The organism is Aeromonas sp. 11P (assembly GCF_051920165.1).
Lineage (GTDB): Bacteria > Pseudomonadota > Gammaproteobacteria > Enterobacterales > Aeromonadaceae > Aeromonas > Aeromonas veronii.
Genome location: NZ_JBQBDJ010000004.1, coordinates 152928 through 171048 on the forward strand (window position 1 = coordinate 152928; position 18121 = coordinate 171048).

Annotated in this window: 13 protein-coding genes; 8 read left to right on the forward strand and 5 right to left on the reverse strand. The window is 60.3% G+C overall.

The window, feature by feature from the left end:
- Positions 1-27 precede the first annotated feature (27 nt).
- On the reverse strand, positions 28-1671 hold the full coding sequence (locus ACTG1P_RS01040; RefSeq protein WP_440000209.1) for an electron transfer flavoprotein-ubiquinone oxidoreductase: 1644 nt from the start codon (positions 1669-1671) through the stop codon (positions 28-30).
- Between the two features lie 169 nt (positions 1672-1840).
- Between ACTG1P_RS01040 and ACTG1P_RS01045 the strand changes: the two genes are divergently transcribed.
- From ACTG1P_RS01045 to aroG, 5 genes are all read left to right on the forward strand, one after another.
- Positions 1841-2608 (forward strand): electron transfer flavoprotein subunit beta/FixA family protein, encoded by a 768-nt coding sequence (locus tag ACTG1P_RS01045; RefSeq protein ID WP_440000210.1) that lies wholly within the window; start codon positions 1841-1843, stop codon positions 2606-2608.
- On the forward strand, positions 2605-3531 hold the full coding sequence (locus tag ACTG1P_RS01050) for an electron transfer flavoprotein subunit alpha/FixB family protein (RefSeq protein ID WP_440000211.1): 927 nt from the start codon (positions 2605-2607) through the stop codon (positions 3529-3531). Before ACTG1P_RS01045 ends, ACTG1P_RS01050 begins: the two co-directional genes overlap by 4 nt.
- A gap of 225 nt (positions 3532-3756) precedes the next feature.
- Positions 3757-4845 carry a 3-phosphoserine/phosphohydroxythreonine transaminase gene (serC, locus tag ACTG1P_RS01055; RefSeq protein WP_440000212.1) on the forward strand — a complete coding sequence of 363 codons (1089 nt, stop codon included), beginning with the start codon at positions 3757-3759 and terminating at the stop codon, positions 4843-4845.
- A gap of 227 nt (positions 4846-5072) precedes the next feature.
- Complete coding sequence (aroA, locus tag ACTG1P_RS01060) at positions 5073-6356, forward strand: 3-phosphoshikimate 1-carboxyvinyltransferase (RefSeq protein ID WP_287872949.1); 1284 nt, start codon at positions 5073-5075, stop codon at positions 6354-6356.
- 220 nt (positions 6357-6576) lie between these two features.
- Entirely contained in the window at positions 6577-7632 is a 1056-nt protein-coding gene (gene aroG, locus ACTG1P_RS01065) for a 3-deoxy-7-phosphoheptulonate synthase AroG (RefSeq protein ID WP_005351268.1), read from the forward strand.
- Positions 7633-7758: 126 nt separating this feature from the next.
- On the opposite strand, the gene ACTG1P_RS01070 is transcribed toward aroG, so the two are convergent.
- Entirely contained in the window at positions 7759-9354 is a 1596-nt protein-coding gene (locus ACTG1P_RS01070; RefSeq protein WP_005360022.1) for a methyl-accepting chemotaxis protein, read from the reverse strand.
- Positions 9355-9610: 256 nt separating this feature from the next.
- Here ACTG1P_RS01070 and hutW point away from each other — a divergent pair, with 256 nt between their 5' ends.
- On the forward strand, positions 9611-10972 hold the full coding sequence (gene hutW / locus ACTG1P_RS01075; RefSeq protein ID WP_440000213.1) for a heme anaerobic degradation radical SAM methyltransferase ChuW/HutW: 1362 nt from the start codon (positions 9611-9613) through the stop codon (positions 10970-10972).
- Between the two features lie 98 nt (positions 10973-11070).
- Here the strand turns inward: hutW and ACTG1P_RS01080 are convergent, their stop codons facing one another.
- Together ACTG1P_RS01080 and ACTG1P_RS01085 are read right to left on the reverse strand one after the other, a co-directional pair.
- Positions 11071-12474: a DEAD/DEAH box helicase gene (locus ACTG1P_RS01080; RefSeq protein ID WP_440000214.1), complete on the reverse strand. Its 1404-nt coding sequence runs from the start codon at positions 12472-12474 to the stop codon at positions 11071-11073.
- Positions 12475-12656: 182 nt separating this feature from the next.
- Positions 12657-13133: a glutathione peroxidase gene (locus ACTG1P_RS01085; RefSeq protein WP_440000215.1), complete on the reverse strand. Its 477-nt coding sequence runs from the start codon at positions 13131-13133 to the stop codon at positions 12657-12659.
- A 350-nt stretch (positions 13134-13483) separates the two neighbouring features.
- Between ACTG1P_RS01085 and ACTG1P_RS01090 the strand changes: the two genes are divergently transcribed.
- Together ACTG1P_RS01090 and ACTG1P_RS01095 are read left to right on the forward strand one after the other, a co-directional pair.
- Positions 13484-14092 carry a 2OG-Fe(II) oxygenase gene (locus tag ACTG1P_RS01090; RefSeq protein WP_005344994.1) on the forward strand — a complete coding sequence of 203 codons (609 nt, stop codon included), beginning with the start codon at positions 13484-13486 and terminating at the stop codon, positions 14090-14092.
- Between the two features lie 204 nt (positions 14093-14296).
- On the forward strand, positions 14297-15286 hold the full coding sequence (locus ACTG1P_RS01095; protein ID WP_440000216.1) for a D-alanine--D-alanine ligase: 990 nt from the start codon (positions 14297-14299) through the stop codon (positions 15284-15286).
- Between the two features lie 164 nt (positions 15287-15450).
- Here ACTG1P_RS01095 and mngB read toward each other — a convergent pair whose 3' ends face one another.
- Positions 15451-18105, reverse strand: coding sequence for a mannosylglycerate hydrolase (gene mngB, locus ACTG1P_RS01100; RefSeq protein ID WP_440000217.1), 2655 nt, complete (start codon positions 18103-18105; stop codon positions 15451-15453).
- Positions 18106-18121 lie beyond the last annotated feature (16 nt).

An 18121-nucleotide genomic window follows, 5' to 3' on the forward strand; every position in this document is an offset into this window, starting at 1 on the left:
TCACCGCATCTTGGCATCGCCGTTCCATCACATATTGGGATAGTTGGGCCCGGAGCCTCCCTGTGGCGGTGTCCAGATGATATTTTGACTGGGATCTTTAATGTCACAGGTCTTGCAGTGAATACAGTTGGCTGCGTTGATCTGCAGTTTGGCCGCGCCTTCCATTTCAAGCACTTCAAACACACCTGCCGGGCAGTAGCGTTGGGCGGGTTCGGCCCAGGTGGGCAGATTGACCTCGACCGGAATGCGCGCGTCCTGCAGCTTGAGGTGGCAAGGTTGATCCTCGTCGTGACTGGTGTTGGCCAGATACACAGACGAGAGCTTGTCAAAGCTCAGCTTGCCATCGGGTTTGGGATAATGAATGGGCTCGCAGCGGCTGGCCACGCGCAGCTGACGGTAGTCGTGAGCCTTATCGAGCAGCTTGAAGGGCGAGTTTGCGCCAAACAGCCGTTGCTCCAGCCAGTTGAAGGTACCGCCCAACCAGGGACCATAGCGGTGAAGAGCCGCGCCAAAGTTGCGCGCCGCCTTGAGCTCGCGGGCCAGCCAGCTCTGGTGCAGCTCGTCGCCATACTGGGCCAGATCCCGTCCCCCTTCATCGCCCCCCCGCAGTGCCATTGCGACGGTTTTTGCCGCCAGCATCCCCGATTTCATGGCGGTGTGGATCCCCTTGATGCGGGAAAAGTCGAGGGTGCCGGCATCGCAGCCGATCAGCAGGCCGCCCGGGAAGTGCATGCGGGGCAGGGCGTGCCAGCCCCCCTTGGTGATGGCGCGGGCGCCATAGCTGATGCGTTCACCCCCTTGCAACACGCCGGCGATAAGCGGGTGATGCTTGAGGCGCTGGAATTCGTCGAACGGGCTGAGCCAGGGATTCTGGTAGTTGAGATCGACAATCAGCCCGACCGCGACCTGATCCCCCTCCATGTGATAGAGGTAGAAGCCACCGTGGCTATTGCCTCCCCCCTGCTTGCCAAGGGGCCAGCCACTGCCGTGCAGCACCTGTCCTGCTTTGCCTTGGCCAGCAGGCAGTTGCCACAGCTCCTTGAAGCCGATGGCATAGTGCTGGGGCTGGGCAGGGCTTGCCAAGTTGAAGTCGGCGATCAACTGCTTGCCGAGATGGCCGCGGGCCCCCTCAGCAAAGAGGGTGTAGCGGCCGAGCAGCGCCATGCCGGGCACATGATCAGCTTTTGGATTGCCCGCCTGATCCAGCCCCAGATCGCCGGTGATCACCCCCTTGACCCGACCCGCTTCCATGATAAGTTCGCTGGCGGTAAATCCCGGGTATATTTCGACTCCCAGTTTTTCCGCCTGTTGGCCAAGCCAGCGGCAGAGATTGCCCAGACTGACCACATGGCAACCCTCATTGTGCATCCGGGGTGGCACCGCCCAGGCGGGGAGTTGCAGGGAACGTTGCTCGCTTTGCAGCAGATGAACCTGATCGTCGCTGACCGGCACGCCGAGCGGCGCTTGCTGCCAGCCATCCGGCAGCAACTCTTGCAAGGCGACGGGATCAAACAGGGCGCCGGAGAGCAGATGGGCGCCAATTTCCGCTCCCTTCTCCAGCAGACAGACAGAGAGAGTGGCATCCTGCTGTTTCAGGGCGATGGCTGCACTGAGCCCCGCCGGACCGCCGCCGACGATGACGACATCAAATTCCATTGCTTCCCGTTCCATCTTGCCTCTGCGCTCTGGTTGGCCTAGGGTAATGCTGGTAGTTTACGTAAACGTAAAGCAGTTGTAAGCAAAACTGAGCAAGAAAAAGCAAAAAATCAGGGAAGAGCGTACTGCAACAAACGCAGAGGCACACTAATGAATTCAATCCAAAGAGACGAGGCATGACCCCATGAAGCTGCTGGTCGCGATCAAACGGGTAGTCGATTACAACGTCAAGATCCGGGTGAAGGGAGACGGCTCCGACGTGGAGCTGGCCAATGTGAAGATGGGGATCAACCCCTTTTGTGAAATTGCGGTGGAGGAGGGGGTCAGGCTGCGGGAAGCGGGTATCGCCAGCGAACTGGTGGTGGTGACTTTCGGCCCTGACGCTGCCGCCGAGCAACTGCGCCATGCGCTGGCGCTGGGGGCGGATCGGGCGCTGCACTATATAACCGGTGAGAGTGTCACCGATGAGACGCTCACCCCGCTGACGGTTGCCCGCGCCTTGCACAAGGTGTGTGAGCAGGAGCAGCCGGATCTGGTGCTGCTCGGCAAGCAATCCATCGATTCTGACAACAATCAGGTGGCCCAGATGCTGGCTGCCCTCAATGATTGGCCGCTGGCGACCTGCGCGTCAGCCCTTAAGGTGGAAGCGGGAGAACTGCTGGTGACCCGCGAAATCGACGGTGGCCTCGAGACCCTGGGCATGCCGTTGCCTGCGGTGGTGAGCGCCGATCTGCGTTTGAATGAACCGCGCTTTGCCTCGCTGCCCAACATCATGAAGGCCAAGCGCAAGCCGCTTGATAGCGCCCCGTTCTCGACACTCGCCGTTGAGGTGGCCAATCAGACCCGTTTGCTCGGGGTGATGGCGCCGCCAGCGCGCAGCGCCTGGATCAAGGTGGGCTCGGTGGACGAGCTGGTGGACAAACTCAAACACGAAGCGAAGGTGCTGCCATGAGCGTGCTGATCATTGCCGAACATCATCAAGGCCATCTGGCCGACAACGTGGCACAACTGGTGACCGCAGCCGGCTCAATCGGCGGTCAGGTTGACCTGCTGTTGCTCGGGCAGGGGCTGACCGAGGCGGGTGAACAGGCGGCTGCCATTGGCGGTGTCGACAAGGTTCTGCTTGCCGAACATCCCCTGCTGGCCGACGGGCTGCTGGATGGGATGGACAAGCTGCTGGCCAGCTGGTGCGAAGGTTACAGCCACTGCCTGATGGCGGCGAGTGCCATGGGCAAGGCGCTGCTGCCACAGGTGGCGGCTCGCCTCGGGGTGGAGATGCTCTCCGAGGTGACGGCTATCGAGAGCAGCGACACCTTCCTGCGCCCCATCTATGCGGGCAATGCCATTGCCAGAGTGGCAAGCTCGGCGCCCGTCAAGGTGATGACGGTGCGGGCCACCGCCTTTGCCAAGGCGGCGACGGGCGGGCAGGCTCTCATCGAACGCTTGGCCGTGCCCGAATTCGCTGGTCGTACCCGGTTGGTCGAGCGCCGCGCGGTGCGCTCCAGCAGGCCCGAACTGACCGCCGCCCGGGTGGTTGTCTCAGGTGGCCGGGCACTGGGGTCCAAGGCGCAGTTTGCCCTGATTGAGGCGCTGGCCGATAAGCTGGGTGGGGCGGTGGGGGCATCGCGGGCCGCCGTTGATGCGGGATATGTCGCCAACGATCTGCAAGTGGGGCAGACCGGCAAGGTGGTGGCGCCCGAGCTCTACATCGCGGTCGGCATTTCGGGCGCCATCCAGCATCTGGCGGGGATGAAGGAGTCGAAGGTGATCGTTGCCATCAACAAGGACAGCGACGCCCCCATCTTTCAGGTGGCGGACTATGGGCTGGTGGGGGATCTCTTCACTCTGCTGCCGGAGCTCACCGCCAAACTGTAAATTTGTCAGAAATGGCTGAGCTGTGGTCGTTTATGCGCTCTGCCTGCCATTTCTGTGCATGTTCCCTGCAAGCCCTGACCCGTTCAGGGCTTTTTCTACTGCAAGGGGGACGCAGAGTGACGGTAAAAGGTTGAGCCAGCTCCCAAAAAGCCTTTGATCCGCTGGCTGCTCTTGTGTAAAACCTGACAAGTCATCGATTACTCTCATCCACTCACGGAAAGCGTCATGAGCAAAAAGATTTACAACTTCTGCGCCGGCCCCGCCATGCTGCCGGTTGAAGTCATGGAGCGCGCCCAGCGCGAATTTTGTAATTTTCAGGGGCTGGGAGCCTCGGTCATGGAGCTTTCCCATCGCGGCAAGCCCTACATGGCGGTTGCCGAGAAGGCTGAAGCGGATCTGCGCGAGCTGCTGGCGGTGCCGGACAACTACAAGGTACTGTTCATGCACGGCGGCGGCCGCGGTCAGTTCTCCGCCGTGCCCATGAACCTGCTGGGCGGCGCCAACAAGAAGGCAGACTTCCTGCTGACTGGCGTCTGGTCCCAGAGCGCGGTGGATGAAGCCAAAAAGTATGGTGATATCCAGACCTTCCAGGGGGTTGCCAAGAACGAGCAGGGGATCTCCCACCTGCTGCCGACCCCCGCGTTTCGCGCCGATGCGGCCTATGTTCACTACTGCCCGAACGAAACCATTGACGGCATCGAGATGTTCGACATCCCGGCCACTGGCGAGGTGCCGCTGGTGGCGGATCTCTCCTCCACCATTCTCTCCCGTCCTCTCGACGTGAGCCGCTTTGGCATCATCTATGCCGGTGCCCAGAAGAATATCGGGCCCTCTGGGCTGGCCATCGCCATCGTACGCGATGATCTGCTGGATCAGGCGAGAGCCGATGTGCCCTCGATTTTTGACTACAAACTCACTGCCAAGAACGACTCCATGTTCAACACGCCGCCCACCTACGCCTGGTATCTGGCCGGTCTGGTGTTCGAGTGGTTGAAAGAACAGGGGGGCCTCGAGGCGATGGAAGCGCGCAACAAGGAGAAGGCCGACTTCCTCTATGACTATCTCGATCAGTCGAGCTTCTATGGCAATCAGGTGGATGTCAGCTGCCGTTCGCGGATGAACATCCCGTTCCAGCTGAAAAATGCCGAGCTGGACAAGCAGTTCCTGGCCGAATCGGAAGCCGCTGGCCTGCTGGCCCTCAAAGGGCACCGCATCGTCGGTGGCATGCGCGCCAGCATCTACAACGCCATGCCGCTGGAGGGAGTGAAGGCCCTGGTGAGCTTTATGGATGGCTTTGCCAAGCGCAACGGCTGAGAACAGAGCCCCTATGTGTTTGCTGGTGGCCTCTCGTGACAACCAGTGAGCCGCTTCCAGCTATTGCAGTGATTCAAGACGCCGGGGATACCCCGGCGTCTTTTTTTCAACAGAACCAGCGCGCTGGCGTTTGCCGTGCGATTTCCCCTGAAAGTGCCCTTGCCGAGCGGGACGCAGGCTGTTAACGTCCGGACAGGCGTTTATTTTTGAGATAGCACAGGAAGTCTATGAATTCGTTGCGTTTGGAACCCATTTCTCGTGTGGCCGGTGAGGTCAATCTGCCCGGCTCCAAGAGTGTCTCTAACCGTGCGCTGCTGCTGGCGGCGCTGGCTCGTGGCACCACCCGTCTGACCAACCTGCTCGACAGCGATGACATTCGTCATATGCTGGCTGCGCTGACCCAGCTCGGGGTCAAGTACAAGCTCTCCGCTGACAAGACCGAGTGTACCGTGCAGGGTCTGGGCCGCAGCTTTGCGGTGAAAGAGCCGGTCAATCTGTTCCTCGGCAACGCCGGTACCGCCATGCGTCCGCTCTGCGCCGCCCTGTGCCTCGGCTCCGGTGAATATACCCTGGGTGGTGAGCCACGCATGGAAGAGCGTCCCATCGGCCATCTGGTGGATGCCCTGCGCGAAGCGGGCGCCCATATCCAGTACCTGAAAAAAGATGGCTATCCGCCGCTGGTGGTGGACGCCAAGGGGCTGTGGGGCGGCGATGTGCACGTCGATGGCTCCGTCTCCAGCCAGTTCCTGACCGCCTTCCTGATGGCGGCACCTATGGCGGCCGGTGATACCCGCATCCACATCAAGGGGGAGCTGGTCTCCAAACCCTACATCGACATCACCCTGCACATCATGAAGCAGTTCGGGGTGGTCATCGAGCACGACAACTACAAGCTGTTCTACATCAAGGGCAACCAGACCTATATCAGCCCGGGTGACTTTCTGGTGGAAGGGGATGCCTCCAGTGCCTCCTACTTCCTCGCGGCGGGTGCCATCAAGGGCAAGGTGCGGGTCACCGGTATCGGCAAGCACAGCATTCAGGGTGATATCCACTTCGCCGACGTGCTGGAGAAGATGGGCGCGCGCATCACCTGGGGCGATGACTTCATCGAGGCGGAGCAGGCGCCGCTGCACGGAGTGGATATGGACATGAACCATATTCCCGATGCGGCCATGACCATCGCCGTTGCCGCGCTGTTTGCCGAGGGGCCGACCTCCATTCGCAATATCTACAACTGGCGGGTGAAAGAGACCGATCGTCTGCACGCCATGGCGACCGAGCTGCGCAAGCTGGGCGTTGAAGTGGAGGAGGGGCATGACTTCATCACCGTGACCCCGCCGACCCAGCTCAAGCATGCCGAGATCGATACCTACAACGATCACCGTATCGCCATGTGCTTCTCGCTGGTGGCGCTGTCGGATACACCGGTCACCATCAATGATCCCAAGTGTACGTCGAAGACCTTCCCGGATTACTTCGACAAGCTGGCCAGTATCAGCCAGCGTGGCTGATCACTGACAAACCCGTCATCACCGACGCTTCGGGCCCGCGCTGAGCGGGCCTTTTTGCCTTCCTCATCCGCACTTCCATTTCGCCTAGCATCATTTCAATAACTTGCAAGATTGATATATAAAATAGTTTTGTGATTGCTGTAATTTCCTATTTACACATGCCCTGTCGCGGGCTATGTTGAGATTTCCTAATCGCAGTCATCTAGCAGGAAGCCTTGTCATGCAGCATCAAACCGACGACGTTCGTATCAGTGAAATCAAAGAGTTATTACCCCCGGTTGCGGTGCTTGAGAAGTTTCCGGCTACCGAGGTGGCCTCGTCCACCGTTTTTGAATCCCGTCAGGCCATTCACAATATCCTGGCTGGCGAAGATGATCGTCTGCTGGTGGTGATTGGCCCATGCTCCATCCATGATCCGGTTGCCGCGCTGGAGTACGGCAAGCGCCTCAAGGCGCTGCGCGACGAGCTGAAAGGTCAGCTGGAGATCGTGATGCGGGTCTACTTCGAAAAACCGCGCACCACAGTGGGCTGGAAGGGGCTGATCAACGATCCGTACCTCGACAATAGCTGCAAGATCAACGACGGTCTGCGCATTGGTCGCAAGCTGTTGCTGGATCTCAACGACATGGGGCTGCCAACTGCCTCCGAGTTCCTCGACATGATCACCCCGCAATATGTGGCGGATCTGATGAGCTGGGGCGCGATCGGAGCCCGTACTACTGAATCCCAGGTACACCGCGAGCTGGCCTCCGGCCTCTCCTGCCCGGTGGGCTTCAAGAACGGCACTGACGGCACCATCAAGGTTGCCATCGATGCCATTGGCGCTGCCAGTGCGCCGCACCACTTCCTGTCGGTTACCAAATACGGTCACTCCGCCATCGTGGCGACCCGCGGCAACCCGGACTGTCACATCATTCTGCGTGGTGGTCGTGAGCCGAACTACAGCGCTGCCCATGTCAGCGAAGTTGTGAAGGGGCTGGAGAAGGCCGGTCTGCCCCAGAAGGTGATGATCGACTTTAGTCATGCCAACAGCAGCAAGCAGTTCAAGAACCAGATGGTGGTGGCCGAGGATGTGGCCGGCCAACTGCGTGCCGGCAGCAAGGCGGTGTTTGGTGTGATGGTGGAGAGCCATCTGGTGGAAGGTCGTCAGGATCTGGTGGAAGGGTGTGAACTCACCGTCGGCCAGAGCATCACCGATGCCTGCATCGGTTGGGCTGATACCGAAGTGCTGCTGCGCAACCTGGCTGATGCCGTCGCAACCCGTAACGCCCGCTAAAACCATCCCGGTGGCGCTGTTAATGGTCAACGCGCCGCTGGAACAGCAACGATGCCGTTCGGCCAAATCAAATCCATAAAGCAAAAGCGCGACCCTCGGGTCGCGCTTTTTCATATGTGAAGCGGATTACCAACGGTAGGTTTTCAGCAGCGCCTCCAGTTTCTGACACTGCTCCACCAACTGAATGCTGGCGAGGTTGGCGGCGTGCGCCTGACCCAGGGTATCGTTGGAGGTGTTGCGAATATCGCTCACCGAGCTGTCTACCTCATGGCAGACCCTGTCCTGCTCTTCGGCCGACTGCGCCATCTGGGCGTTGAGGTCGTTGATGCGGGCGATGCGCTCGATGATGTTCTGCATGGCTGCCAGGGTCGCTTCGGTCTTGCTGATGCTCTCATCGGCTTTGCTTTTTGCATCCCCGATCACCGTAACTGCGCTCTGGGCCTCATTTTGCAGGGCGGCGATCATCTGGGAGATCTCTTCGCTGGCGGCGCGGCTGCGGTTGGAGAGGGCCCGCACTTCATCGGCCACCACCGCAAAGCCACGGCCTTGTTCGCCTGCCCGGGCCGCTTCAATTGCAGCGTTGAGGGCCAGCAGGTTGGTCTGATCGGCAATTCCCTTGATCACCTCGAGTACGCCGTCAACCGCCAGGCAGCGGCTGTCGAGCTGCTGGATCACCTGATCCACCCGATCGATCTCTGCCGACATCTCGCCCATGTCGGTGATGGAGTGCTGGGCGAGGCGGCTGGTGTCAGCGGCATCCTGATTGGTGAGGGCGGAGAGCTCGGCGCTGTGGCGGGCATGTTCGCGTACTTCATGAGAGCTGGCGGCCAGCTCGCTGACGGCGGCGGCGACCTGGGTGGTCATCCCCTCTTGCTGGCGGGCCGAGTTTTCGGTCTGGGTCGCGACCTGACGGATCTGGTTTGATTCCTGATAGAGCTGGTGGGTCGCCCCTTCCACCTCCTGCAGGCTGTGGCGAAATCCCTGCACCATGTCATTGACGGCGCGGGTCATCTGGCCCAGTTCATCCCGGCTGTGATTGACCAGGGGGAGGGCTAGGTCGCGCTCTTTGGCCATCCGGATCATGGTGAGCTGCAGCTGGCGCAAAGGGTGTTTCACGTAGCGTTGCAATACCCACCAGAGCAAGCCGAAGCCGAGGCTAAAGACGGCGGCCAGGCTGCCGCTCAGGATCAGGTTGTTGTGGCGGATCTCGCCGAAAGTGTGGCTGAGGTCATAACTGATCCGCACTGCCCCCATCACGGTCCCTTCATTGACCTGGTGACAGGTGAGGCACTGGGTGCCGCGATACTCCTTGTAGGCTTTGAACGGTTTGATCAGGGTGAGCCGGTTGCCCTGCTGCTCCAGGATGGCTTCGCCTTGATTGATGGCACGCTCATCGAGGGGGTCCTGCGCTTTCTGATCCGGGTGACCCGGGCCAAACAGGTTGCTGACGGCTGGCGCGCGCACCAGACGTGCCTCAACGATGCCCGCTTCACTCTTGAGTTTGGTCTGCACTATCTGCCGGTTGGCCATGCCACCGGTCATCATCAGCACGTTCACCTGATCCATATAGGTGTTGGCCATGCTCTCAACTTTCTCCTCTGCCAGCCGGATGGCGAGATCCCGTTGTAGCCAGGCGGAGAGTTCGAAGCAGAGGCCAAAGGTGGTGCTGATGACCAGCGCAAGAGGGAGGAATATTTTCCAGTTCAAGGAGAGGTTATGCATTTTGGGCAAGTTCCATGCGCTTGGTGTTGTTATGTGATCCCGTATCATCTTGATCGTAGACGAAGAAACGGCGGGAGATGGTTCTCTATCGGCACACGATAACCACTCTTGAGTAAATAATCTGTTAAGCAGATCGGTAATGCAGGTTGCCAAAATGCCTTTCGGGAGGGGGGCTGCTCCTCGGGTTGATCCAGAACAAATTGCTAGTAACGATAATCGTTATCATTGTCATTATTTGCTGATAATAGTGACCATCATGAATCTGACCCCTTCCATGACCGGTATTGCCTCGCCGGATCCCCTCAAGTTTGCTTTTAGCGCCAAGACCTCGGCTCACGCCAGTCGGGGAGGGATGCGCCCCTTCCCGCTGGATGAGGCAGGCTGGCAGAGCTGGTGGCAGCGAGAGAGTGAAGCTGAGGAGCGTGCCCTCTACATCCATATTCCGTTTTGCCGCAAGCGCTGCAGCTTCTGCAATTTCTTTGAAAATGGCGCCAATCCGGCGCGGATCAACCGCTATGTCAACGCTCTCTGCGCCTCCCTTGCGCAGGCGGCTGACACCCCGCTGGCGCAGAGCATGCCATTTTCAGCCGTCTATGTGGGGGGCGGTACGCCGACCGACATGAGCGCCGACGAGCTTGCCATGCTGGCCGCCGTGATCCGCCGTTTTCCGTTATCGGCCGATGCCGAGGTGACGCTGGAGGGGCGTCTCAACGGCTTTGATAATGAGAAATGGCAGGTGGCACTGGCGGGGGGCTTCAACCGCTTCTCCTTCGGGGTGCAGAGCTTTGATACCCGGGTACGCCAGCAGGCGGCCCGTTTCGATGACAGGGAGACGCTGCTGACCCGTCTGGGTGAGCTGACCCGGGATGATGCGGCTGTGATCGTGGCGGATCTCATCTTTGGTCTGCCCGGTCAGGATGATGCCGTGTGGCAGCAGGATATCCGCGATGTGATGGCGAGCGGGGTACACGGGGTCGATCTCTACCAGCTCATCGCCATGCAAGGCACCAATCTGGAGCGAGCGCAGGAGAAGGGCTCCTTGGACTGGCTCGCCGATGGCCAGCAGCGGGCGGCCATGTATGCCTATGGCGGGGCGCAACTGGAAGCCCACGGCTGGGAGCGTCTCTCTTGCAGTCACTGGCGGCGCAGCCCGGCCGAGCAGAGCCGTTATAACCAGATGGCCAAGCGCGGTGCGGAGCTCCTCCCCTTTGGTGCCGGTGCGGGGGGCAGTATTCTTGGTCACGGCTTGATGTATGGGCGGGATCTGGCTCCCTGGCACGATGCGCTGGCCAGTGGCAAGCGGGCGCCCGGGATGGTGATGGGACGCAATCCCAATGCAAGGATGGATGGTCTGCTGCGTGGCGCCCTCGACAGCGGCGTGCTGGCGCTGGATCGTCTGCCAGCGCCTTTGCTGACCCATCTGATGCCGCTTTTTGCCGCTTGGCAGCAGCACGGGCTGGCCGAGATCGGGAGTGCACGGTTGCAACTCACCCTCGCCGGACGCTTCTGGAACGTCAATATGCAGGCTGGCTTGTTCGAGTTCTTGCAGCTCAATCCGCTCGATGGTTCAGCGCCGCCAAGCCATGGTACTGCCGCGGTACGCCATTCGCTGGTTTGAGCCCGAGCGGAGCATTTGCACGACTCCGAGCGATCCATAACGAAAGAGGGAGCCTTGCAGGCTCCCTCTTTTGGCTTGGCAGTTAGCGTCGCGCGAGCTTACTCGTCGCTGCTCTCCTGATAGCTGTCGCGCATTGCTTTGGGCAAGCGGCGCATTGGCGCAAAGCCGATATCCTCGCCCACAACTTCCCGCTTGCGGGACTTGTTTGGAGGAGACTGGGCGGGATTTTTGCTGGCGTCACCCTTGGCTTTGCCCTTGCCCGCGGCTGGCTTGCCCTTGGCATTGCTGCTCTTGGCGTTGGCATGACCGCGAGCCCGAGGCGGGTTCTGCACCGGCTTGCTGCCCGGCAGAGTCTGGCGACTCGGCTTGCCGCTTGGCTCATACCCTTCCAGGATCTCCACGGTCAGGGATTGGCCGATCAGGGCTTCAATAGCCTTGAGCTGACCCAGCTCGTCCTGACTGACCAGCGAGATGGCCTCGCCGCCACGCCCGGCGCGGCCGGTACGGCCGATACGGTGGATGTAATCCTCCGCCATCTGGGGCAGTTCAAAGTTGATCACGTAGGGCAGTTGATCGATGTCCAGACCGCGGGCGGCGATATCGGTCGCTACCAGCACCCGCACCTCGCCACTGCGAAAATCGGCCAGCGCCCGGTTGCGGGCACCCTGGCTCTTGTCACCGTGGATCGCCACGGTATTGAGACCATCTTTTTGCATCTGCTGTGCGAGGCGGTCGGCGATCTGCTTGGTGCGAACAAACACCAGCACCCGTTGCCAGTTGCCACGGCCAATCATATGGGAGAGCAGCTCGCGGCGGCGTTCCCGATCCACCTGAATGATGCGTTGGGTCACCTGCTCGGCGGCAGTATTGCTGGGGTCAACCTCGATCAGGGTGGGGTCGTTCAGCAGATCATCCGCCAGCGCCTTGATGTCGTTTGAGAAGGTGGCAGAGAAGAGCAGGGTTTGCCGCTCTGCAGGCAGCGCCTTCATGATGCGGCGGATGTCGACGATAAAGCCCATGTCGAGCATGCGATCCGCTTCATCCAGCACCAGCACTTCCAGCTGGCTCAGGGTCAGGGCGCCCTGGGTCAGCAGATCCAGCAGACGGCCCGGGGTGGCGACCAGAATGTCTACCCCCAGCTTGATGGCGTCCAGATTGGGCTTGATGCTGACACCGCCATAGGCGATCAGAGTCTTGAACGGCAGGTGGTGGGCATACTTGATGATGCTCTCGCCCACCTGTGCCGCCAGTTCGCGAGTCGGGGTCAGTACCAGTGCGCGTACCTGACGACGGCCACGACCGTGGTTGGCCAGCAGACGCTGCAACATCGGCAGGGTGAAACCGGCCGTTTTGCCTGTGCCTGTCTGAGCGCCGCCGAGCACATCCTGACCGGCCAGAATGGCCGGAATCGCTTGCTGCTGGATGGGGGTTGGCTGTTCGTAACCCAGCTCCTTGACGGCCCGCAGAATATGCGGAGACAGACCCAGTTCGTTGAATGACATGTTCGAGAGAAACTCCTGAGATGAGCCTTTGGCTCAACGGGCAGCCAGCGTGTTGGGGCCAGCCACGATATGGAAAAGATAGTGGGGCCGTAATATAGCAAAAGAGCGGCCGCTGCGCAGTAGCTGTCGCACCGGCCGCCATACAATCGTTCAACGCAGCGGCGTAAAAGGGTGCGGGAGCATCAGAGCATCTCCCGGATCTGCTCGGCCAGACTCTCCGGTTTGGCCTGGGGGGCGAAACGCTCTACCACATTGCCATCACTGTCGATCAGGAACTTGGTGAAGTTCCATTTGACGTTTTCCAGCCCAAGAAAGCCCGGTTTCTGTTGCTTGAGCCACTGGTAGAAGGGGTGGGCATGCTCACCGTTGACATCGCACTTGGCCATGATGGGGAAGGTGACCGGATAGTCGAGGGAGCAGAAGCGGGCGATCTCGTCCGCATCCCCCGGCTCCTGATTGCCAAACTGGTTGCAGGGGAAGCCCAAAATCACCAGCCCCTTGGGGCCTAGCTCCCGATAGAGCGTTTCCAGCCCTTCATATTGGGGAGTAAAGCCGCAGCGACTGGCCACATTGACCACCAGCACCACCTTGCCCGCCAGTTGAGTCAGCGGGTAGGGGGTACCATCCAGTCGTTGCAAAGTGAGATCGGGCAGAGGCATAAGAAGATCCTTTCGTGGGTGATGCGCGGGTTGTGCCGTGAGTGGTTCGGTCGGTGACAGAGACAAGCGCCGGATGAACAGCAACATGGCGATGCGGCTACGGTATCGGCTGGCTCTTGGTACCGCAAGGAGGCCGCGGCGCCTCCTCGTCCCGATTGCAAGGGCCATCACAGTTTCGACAGCCAATACGCTCCTTGGCAGAGCGGGATCACAACTGGCGACAAAAACGCGGGGCGGCGGGCAGCAACTCGCGTATTGATGTTGGGACTTCTCAAGAGAAGCAAACCGGTTTGTGACTTTGCCGGTAAGTCGCTACAAAGCGCCCTCTTTCCACTCATTGTGAGCCAATCTTGGACTATCAAGCTGCCATGGATGCCATTTACACCCGGGGATGGGTGATAGTGGATGATTTTTTGACCGCCGCCGAGGTGGATGCCCTCAAAGCCTGTTTGCCAAGCGAATGGCAACCGGCCGGGATCGGCCGTGACGCCCTGCACCAGGGCAATCCCGATATTCGCCGTGACCAGATCCACTGGCTGGAGCCCTCCCTCGGTGCGCCGGTGGCTGACTACCTCGCCCGGATGGAGTCCCTGCGTCTTGCCGCCAACCGGATGCTGATGCTGGGATTGTTCGACTACGAGGCCCACTTCGCCCGCTATCGCAGCGGGGATTTTTACGCCACTCATCGGGATGCCTTTGCCGGTCGCTCCAACCGCCGTCTTACCACCGTGTTTTACCTCAACAACGACTGGTTGCCCGAAGCGGGTGGAGTGCTGCGCATGTATGACGACAAGGAGCAGTTTCTGATGGATGTCAGCCCCAAGGGGGGGCGGCTGGTCATGTTTCTCTCCGAGGAGTTTCCCCATGAGGTGCTGCCTGCCAATCAGGAGCGCTACAGTATTGCCGGCTGGTTTCGGGTCAATGGCAACGGCATGGGAAGGGTCGATCCCCCGCGCTGAGGGGCAATGTGTCCCGATTTTGACACAGGGGAGACTTTTCACTGCAAGAAGTGGGGTCATGGGTCTCCCATCAGCTGACAAGGGTTGATCTCCCTTGCTACACTGGCGCGCACTTATGTTCGTATCTGGCTTCGTCCGGTTTTTATGGTGGTTGGCTTATCAAATGGTCATGACGAGGCCGCTTTTCCCAAGGGATCACATCTAATGAAGAACATGCATGTCTTGCTGCTGTGCGGCGGCGGTGGCTCCGAGCACGAGGTTTCTCTGCGCAGCGCCAATTTCCTCGAGCAACAACTGGGCCTTCTGTCCGGTGTCGAAGTGACCCGCGTTGAGATGTTCGCCGATCGCTGGCTCAGTGCCGATGGCCGCGAGTGCAAGCTGGGGCTCGACAAGCTGCTTTCGTTCGACAGCGTGGCCCGTCCGGTGGATTACGTGGTGCCCTGCATCCACGGCTACCCGGGTGAGACCGGCGATCTGCAATCCTTCCTCGAACTGGCCGGATTGCCTTATCTCGGTTGCGATGCCGAGGCGAGCAAGATCTGCTTCAACAAGATCAGCACCAAGCTGTGGCTTTCCGCCATCGGCATTCCCAACACCCCGTACCTGTTCCTGACCGAGCAAAATGAGGCGGCGCTGGCCGAGGCCAAAGCCGCGCTGGCCAAGTGGGGCAAGGTCTTTATCAAGGCCGCTTCCCAGGGCTCTTCCGTTGGCTGCTACTCCGCCAGCAACGAAGCGGATCTGGTGAAAGGTATTGCCGATGCATTTGGTTACTCCGAACAGGTTCTGATCGAGAAAGCGGTCAAGCCGCGTGAGCTGGAAGTGGCGGTTTACCAGTACGGTGACGAGCTGGTGGCCACCTATCCGGGCGAGATCTGCGTGCCGCAGGACAAGTTCTACACCTATGAAGAGAAGTACAGCAGCGCCAGCCATACCGAGACGGCACTGCGTGCCGAGGGGTTGACCGAGGCGCAGGCCGATGCGATCCACGAGTATGCCCTCAAGGCGTTCCGTCAGCTGAAACTGACCCATCTCTCGCGCATCGACTTCTTCCTGACTGAGGAGGGGGAGATCCTGCTGAATGAAATCAACACCTTCCCGGGCATGACCTCCATCTCCATGTTCCCGAAACTGCTGGAGCATCACGGTCACCGCTTCGCCGACTACCTTGAGCAGATCCTGCGCAAGGCCAGCTAAGCGCGCTCTCCCGCTCGCGGGATGAAGCAGAACCCAATAAAAATACCCGCCAATTGGCGGGTATTTTTTTATGTCTTTATCAAGCGGGGCAGGCCAGCTTGAAGGGATAAACAGGCGGGGATGACTCTTCCCCGCCTGTTGCTAGCTGTGGGTGTTACCGACCGTTAGCCGCGAGCCACCCGAAAGCGCACGCTGCGGGAGTGACACGGCGCCAGCTCGCCAAACTCGCCAGCGGCCAGTTCAAGGGGCAGGGGTTGTTCATCCATCCGTACCGCTTGCCAGTCGATCAGGGCGTGTTCGCAGCTCACTTTGCCACCCTCCAGTACCGCCTGTTCGCTCGGGTTGTAGACCCGGATCACCAGCGCATCTTCATCTTCGGCTTTCTTCAGGGCGCTCAGCACCGGACCGGACGGGTCCATGGAGAGCAGACTGAAGTGGAGCGGAGTGGTGAAGCTTGCCTTGTTGAGCTTCATGGCATCGAACGGGATCTTGTTGTAGCAGCTCACCGGGGTGAGGTAGCTGCGCGCCGCCTGCATCACGTTGGCGCTGATGTGATCGCCAGCAAACGCCAGCAGGCTGAAACGGCAGCTGAGTTTGCCACGCACCTGGGAGTCCGGGGTGGGCAGCTTGATGCCGGAGGGGCGACCCGGGCGCAGCAGCAGCTCCTCTTTACCGAGTACGCCGACCCCGCGCAGCAGGGTGAGTGCCAGGGTGTCGCACTGCTCGCCGATCACTTCAAACTCGCGCAGACCGTCACTCAGCACCGCCAGCCCCTGCTTGCCATCTTGCAGGGCGACGAAGTTCATCAGCTGCCAGACCGGAATGGGTGCCTCTTTCCACCCTTCTGCCTCCCAGTTTGCCATGGCGCTGTCGCGGGTAGGGCGGGTGATGCAGCCAAACTGGTTGTCAGAGACAACGGTGTCGCTCGGGAAGGGGGTGGGGATCAGCACCCGCACCCGGTGATCGTCGGCCTGATTGTCGAGCTCCAGCTCGATGTCGATACGCGGACTCTGGTGCGCCAACGTGATGCGGCAGGTGACATCGAGGTGGCCGCTGCACTGGCGGTTGGCCCGCTCGGCGAGGTTGGCCGGCAAGGCCATACGCAGTTTGAGAGTGGCGATGCTCTGCCACGCTTCATGGGTGACCTCACGGGTGACCACAAACTCGGTGGAGTAACGCAGCCACTCGTCCCGCGATGGCGAGTAGTCATACTCGTCACCATCATCAGAGCCCTCTTCCAGCGTGAGCACCTGATCGAAGGTGGTGCCGCGCAGCTTGTCGAGGATCTGCAAAGTGCCGTTGTCATTGAGGGCGATGCGGTAAAAATCGTTCTCCAGCAGCTCGCCACGGGTGGTCACCGGCTGCTCCACTCCCGGCTGGTTGCCTTCGATATGGAGAGTGCAGTAGCCCATGGCCGGCAGCGGATGGCAGAGCTGGATGTCGTACTCCATAAAGGGGTCGTAGTTGCCGTAGTGCACGATCTGTCTGTCCACCAGTCCCGGGTCAATCTCGCGTCTGGCGCGGATGAAGTAGGGGACCGGTTGGCCCGCTTCATCACGCAGGGCAAAGGATTGGGCGCGAATGCGGATGCTGGTGTTGATCACCTCCTGACGGGGGAAGGGCATCAGGTTGAACAGGCAGAGTTTGTCGGCAACCTGCACGCCGTCTTCACACAGCGCAACCGGCATGTTGTCGACAATTTTGCGCATGTAGAAGCGGATCAGGTTCTCGGCCATGTCGTCGGCCAGAATGAAGCGGGTCATCACCTCCTGATGCACCTTGTCGCTGCAGCAGCAGCCGATGCTGTCATGGGCGTGGTTCTTCATGATCTCCTTCCACATCTTCTCCAGCAGCCCGTGGTGGTACTCGAAGCCGAGCGCCCAGGCGATGCTCGCCAGCGGTTCGAGGATGTTGACGATCTTGTTCTCGATGGCGGCGTGGGCCAGCTTGATATCCATCCGGGTGGAGGAGATGGTGCGGTGTACCCGCATGTATTTGCCGTCGTTGAACTCCCCCTTGAGGGTTGCCAGCTGGTCGCGGCACGCCTCGATGCGCTCGAAGACCTGCTCGAAGCGACTCATGTGGAATTCCCGCTGGGGGTAGATTTCGCGCAGCTTGTCGATGATGGCGAAGATGTTCTGTTGCAGCGGCATCTGGTCGTGGCCGTTGGGCAGCAGGATATCCTTGGTCACCGAGGCTTTTTCCAGCACCTCGAAGTAGGATTCGAGCCGCTTGCGCAGACCAGCCTCATCTTCCGGCAGGTACTTGCCGATGGCGTAGCCAAGCGGCAGCACCTGGGCGGTCACCTCGCTGCCATCGTTGCTCTGCCAGAGGAACTCGGTCTTGTCGGTACCGTGGCGCTCGGAGCAGCCGCGCCAGAACATGGCCCGATCGATCCCGAAGCCGTTGAAGATGTGGGGCAGTTGGGAAGACATGCCGAACGAGTCGGGCAGGTAACCGATCTTCATCGGCTCGCCAAGACTAAGGCAATCGCGCATCCCGTAGAGCAGGTTGCGCAGGATGGACTCGCCGCTCACCTGCATGGTGTCGGTCTGGGTGTACCAGGGGCCGATGATGAGCTTGCCCGCTTCCACCAGCGCCTTCACCCGGGCCTTGTTCTCGGGCTGGATGGCGAAATAATCCTCCAGCACCGCGGTCTGGCCATCGAGCACATAGAACTTGTAGTCGGGGTCGGATTCAAGCCGCGCCAGGATCTCCGCCATGTTGTTGACCAGCAGGATGCGGGACTCCTCGGTGGTGAAATACCACTCCCGATCCCAGTGCATGTGCGGCGTGATGTGAACTCGTGAAACTGTCATGACAATGATCCTTTGC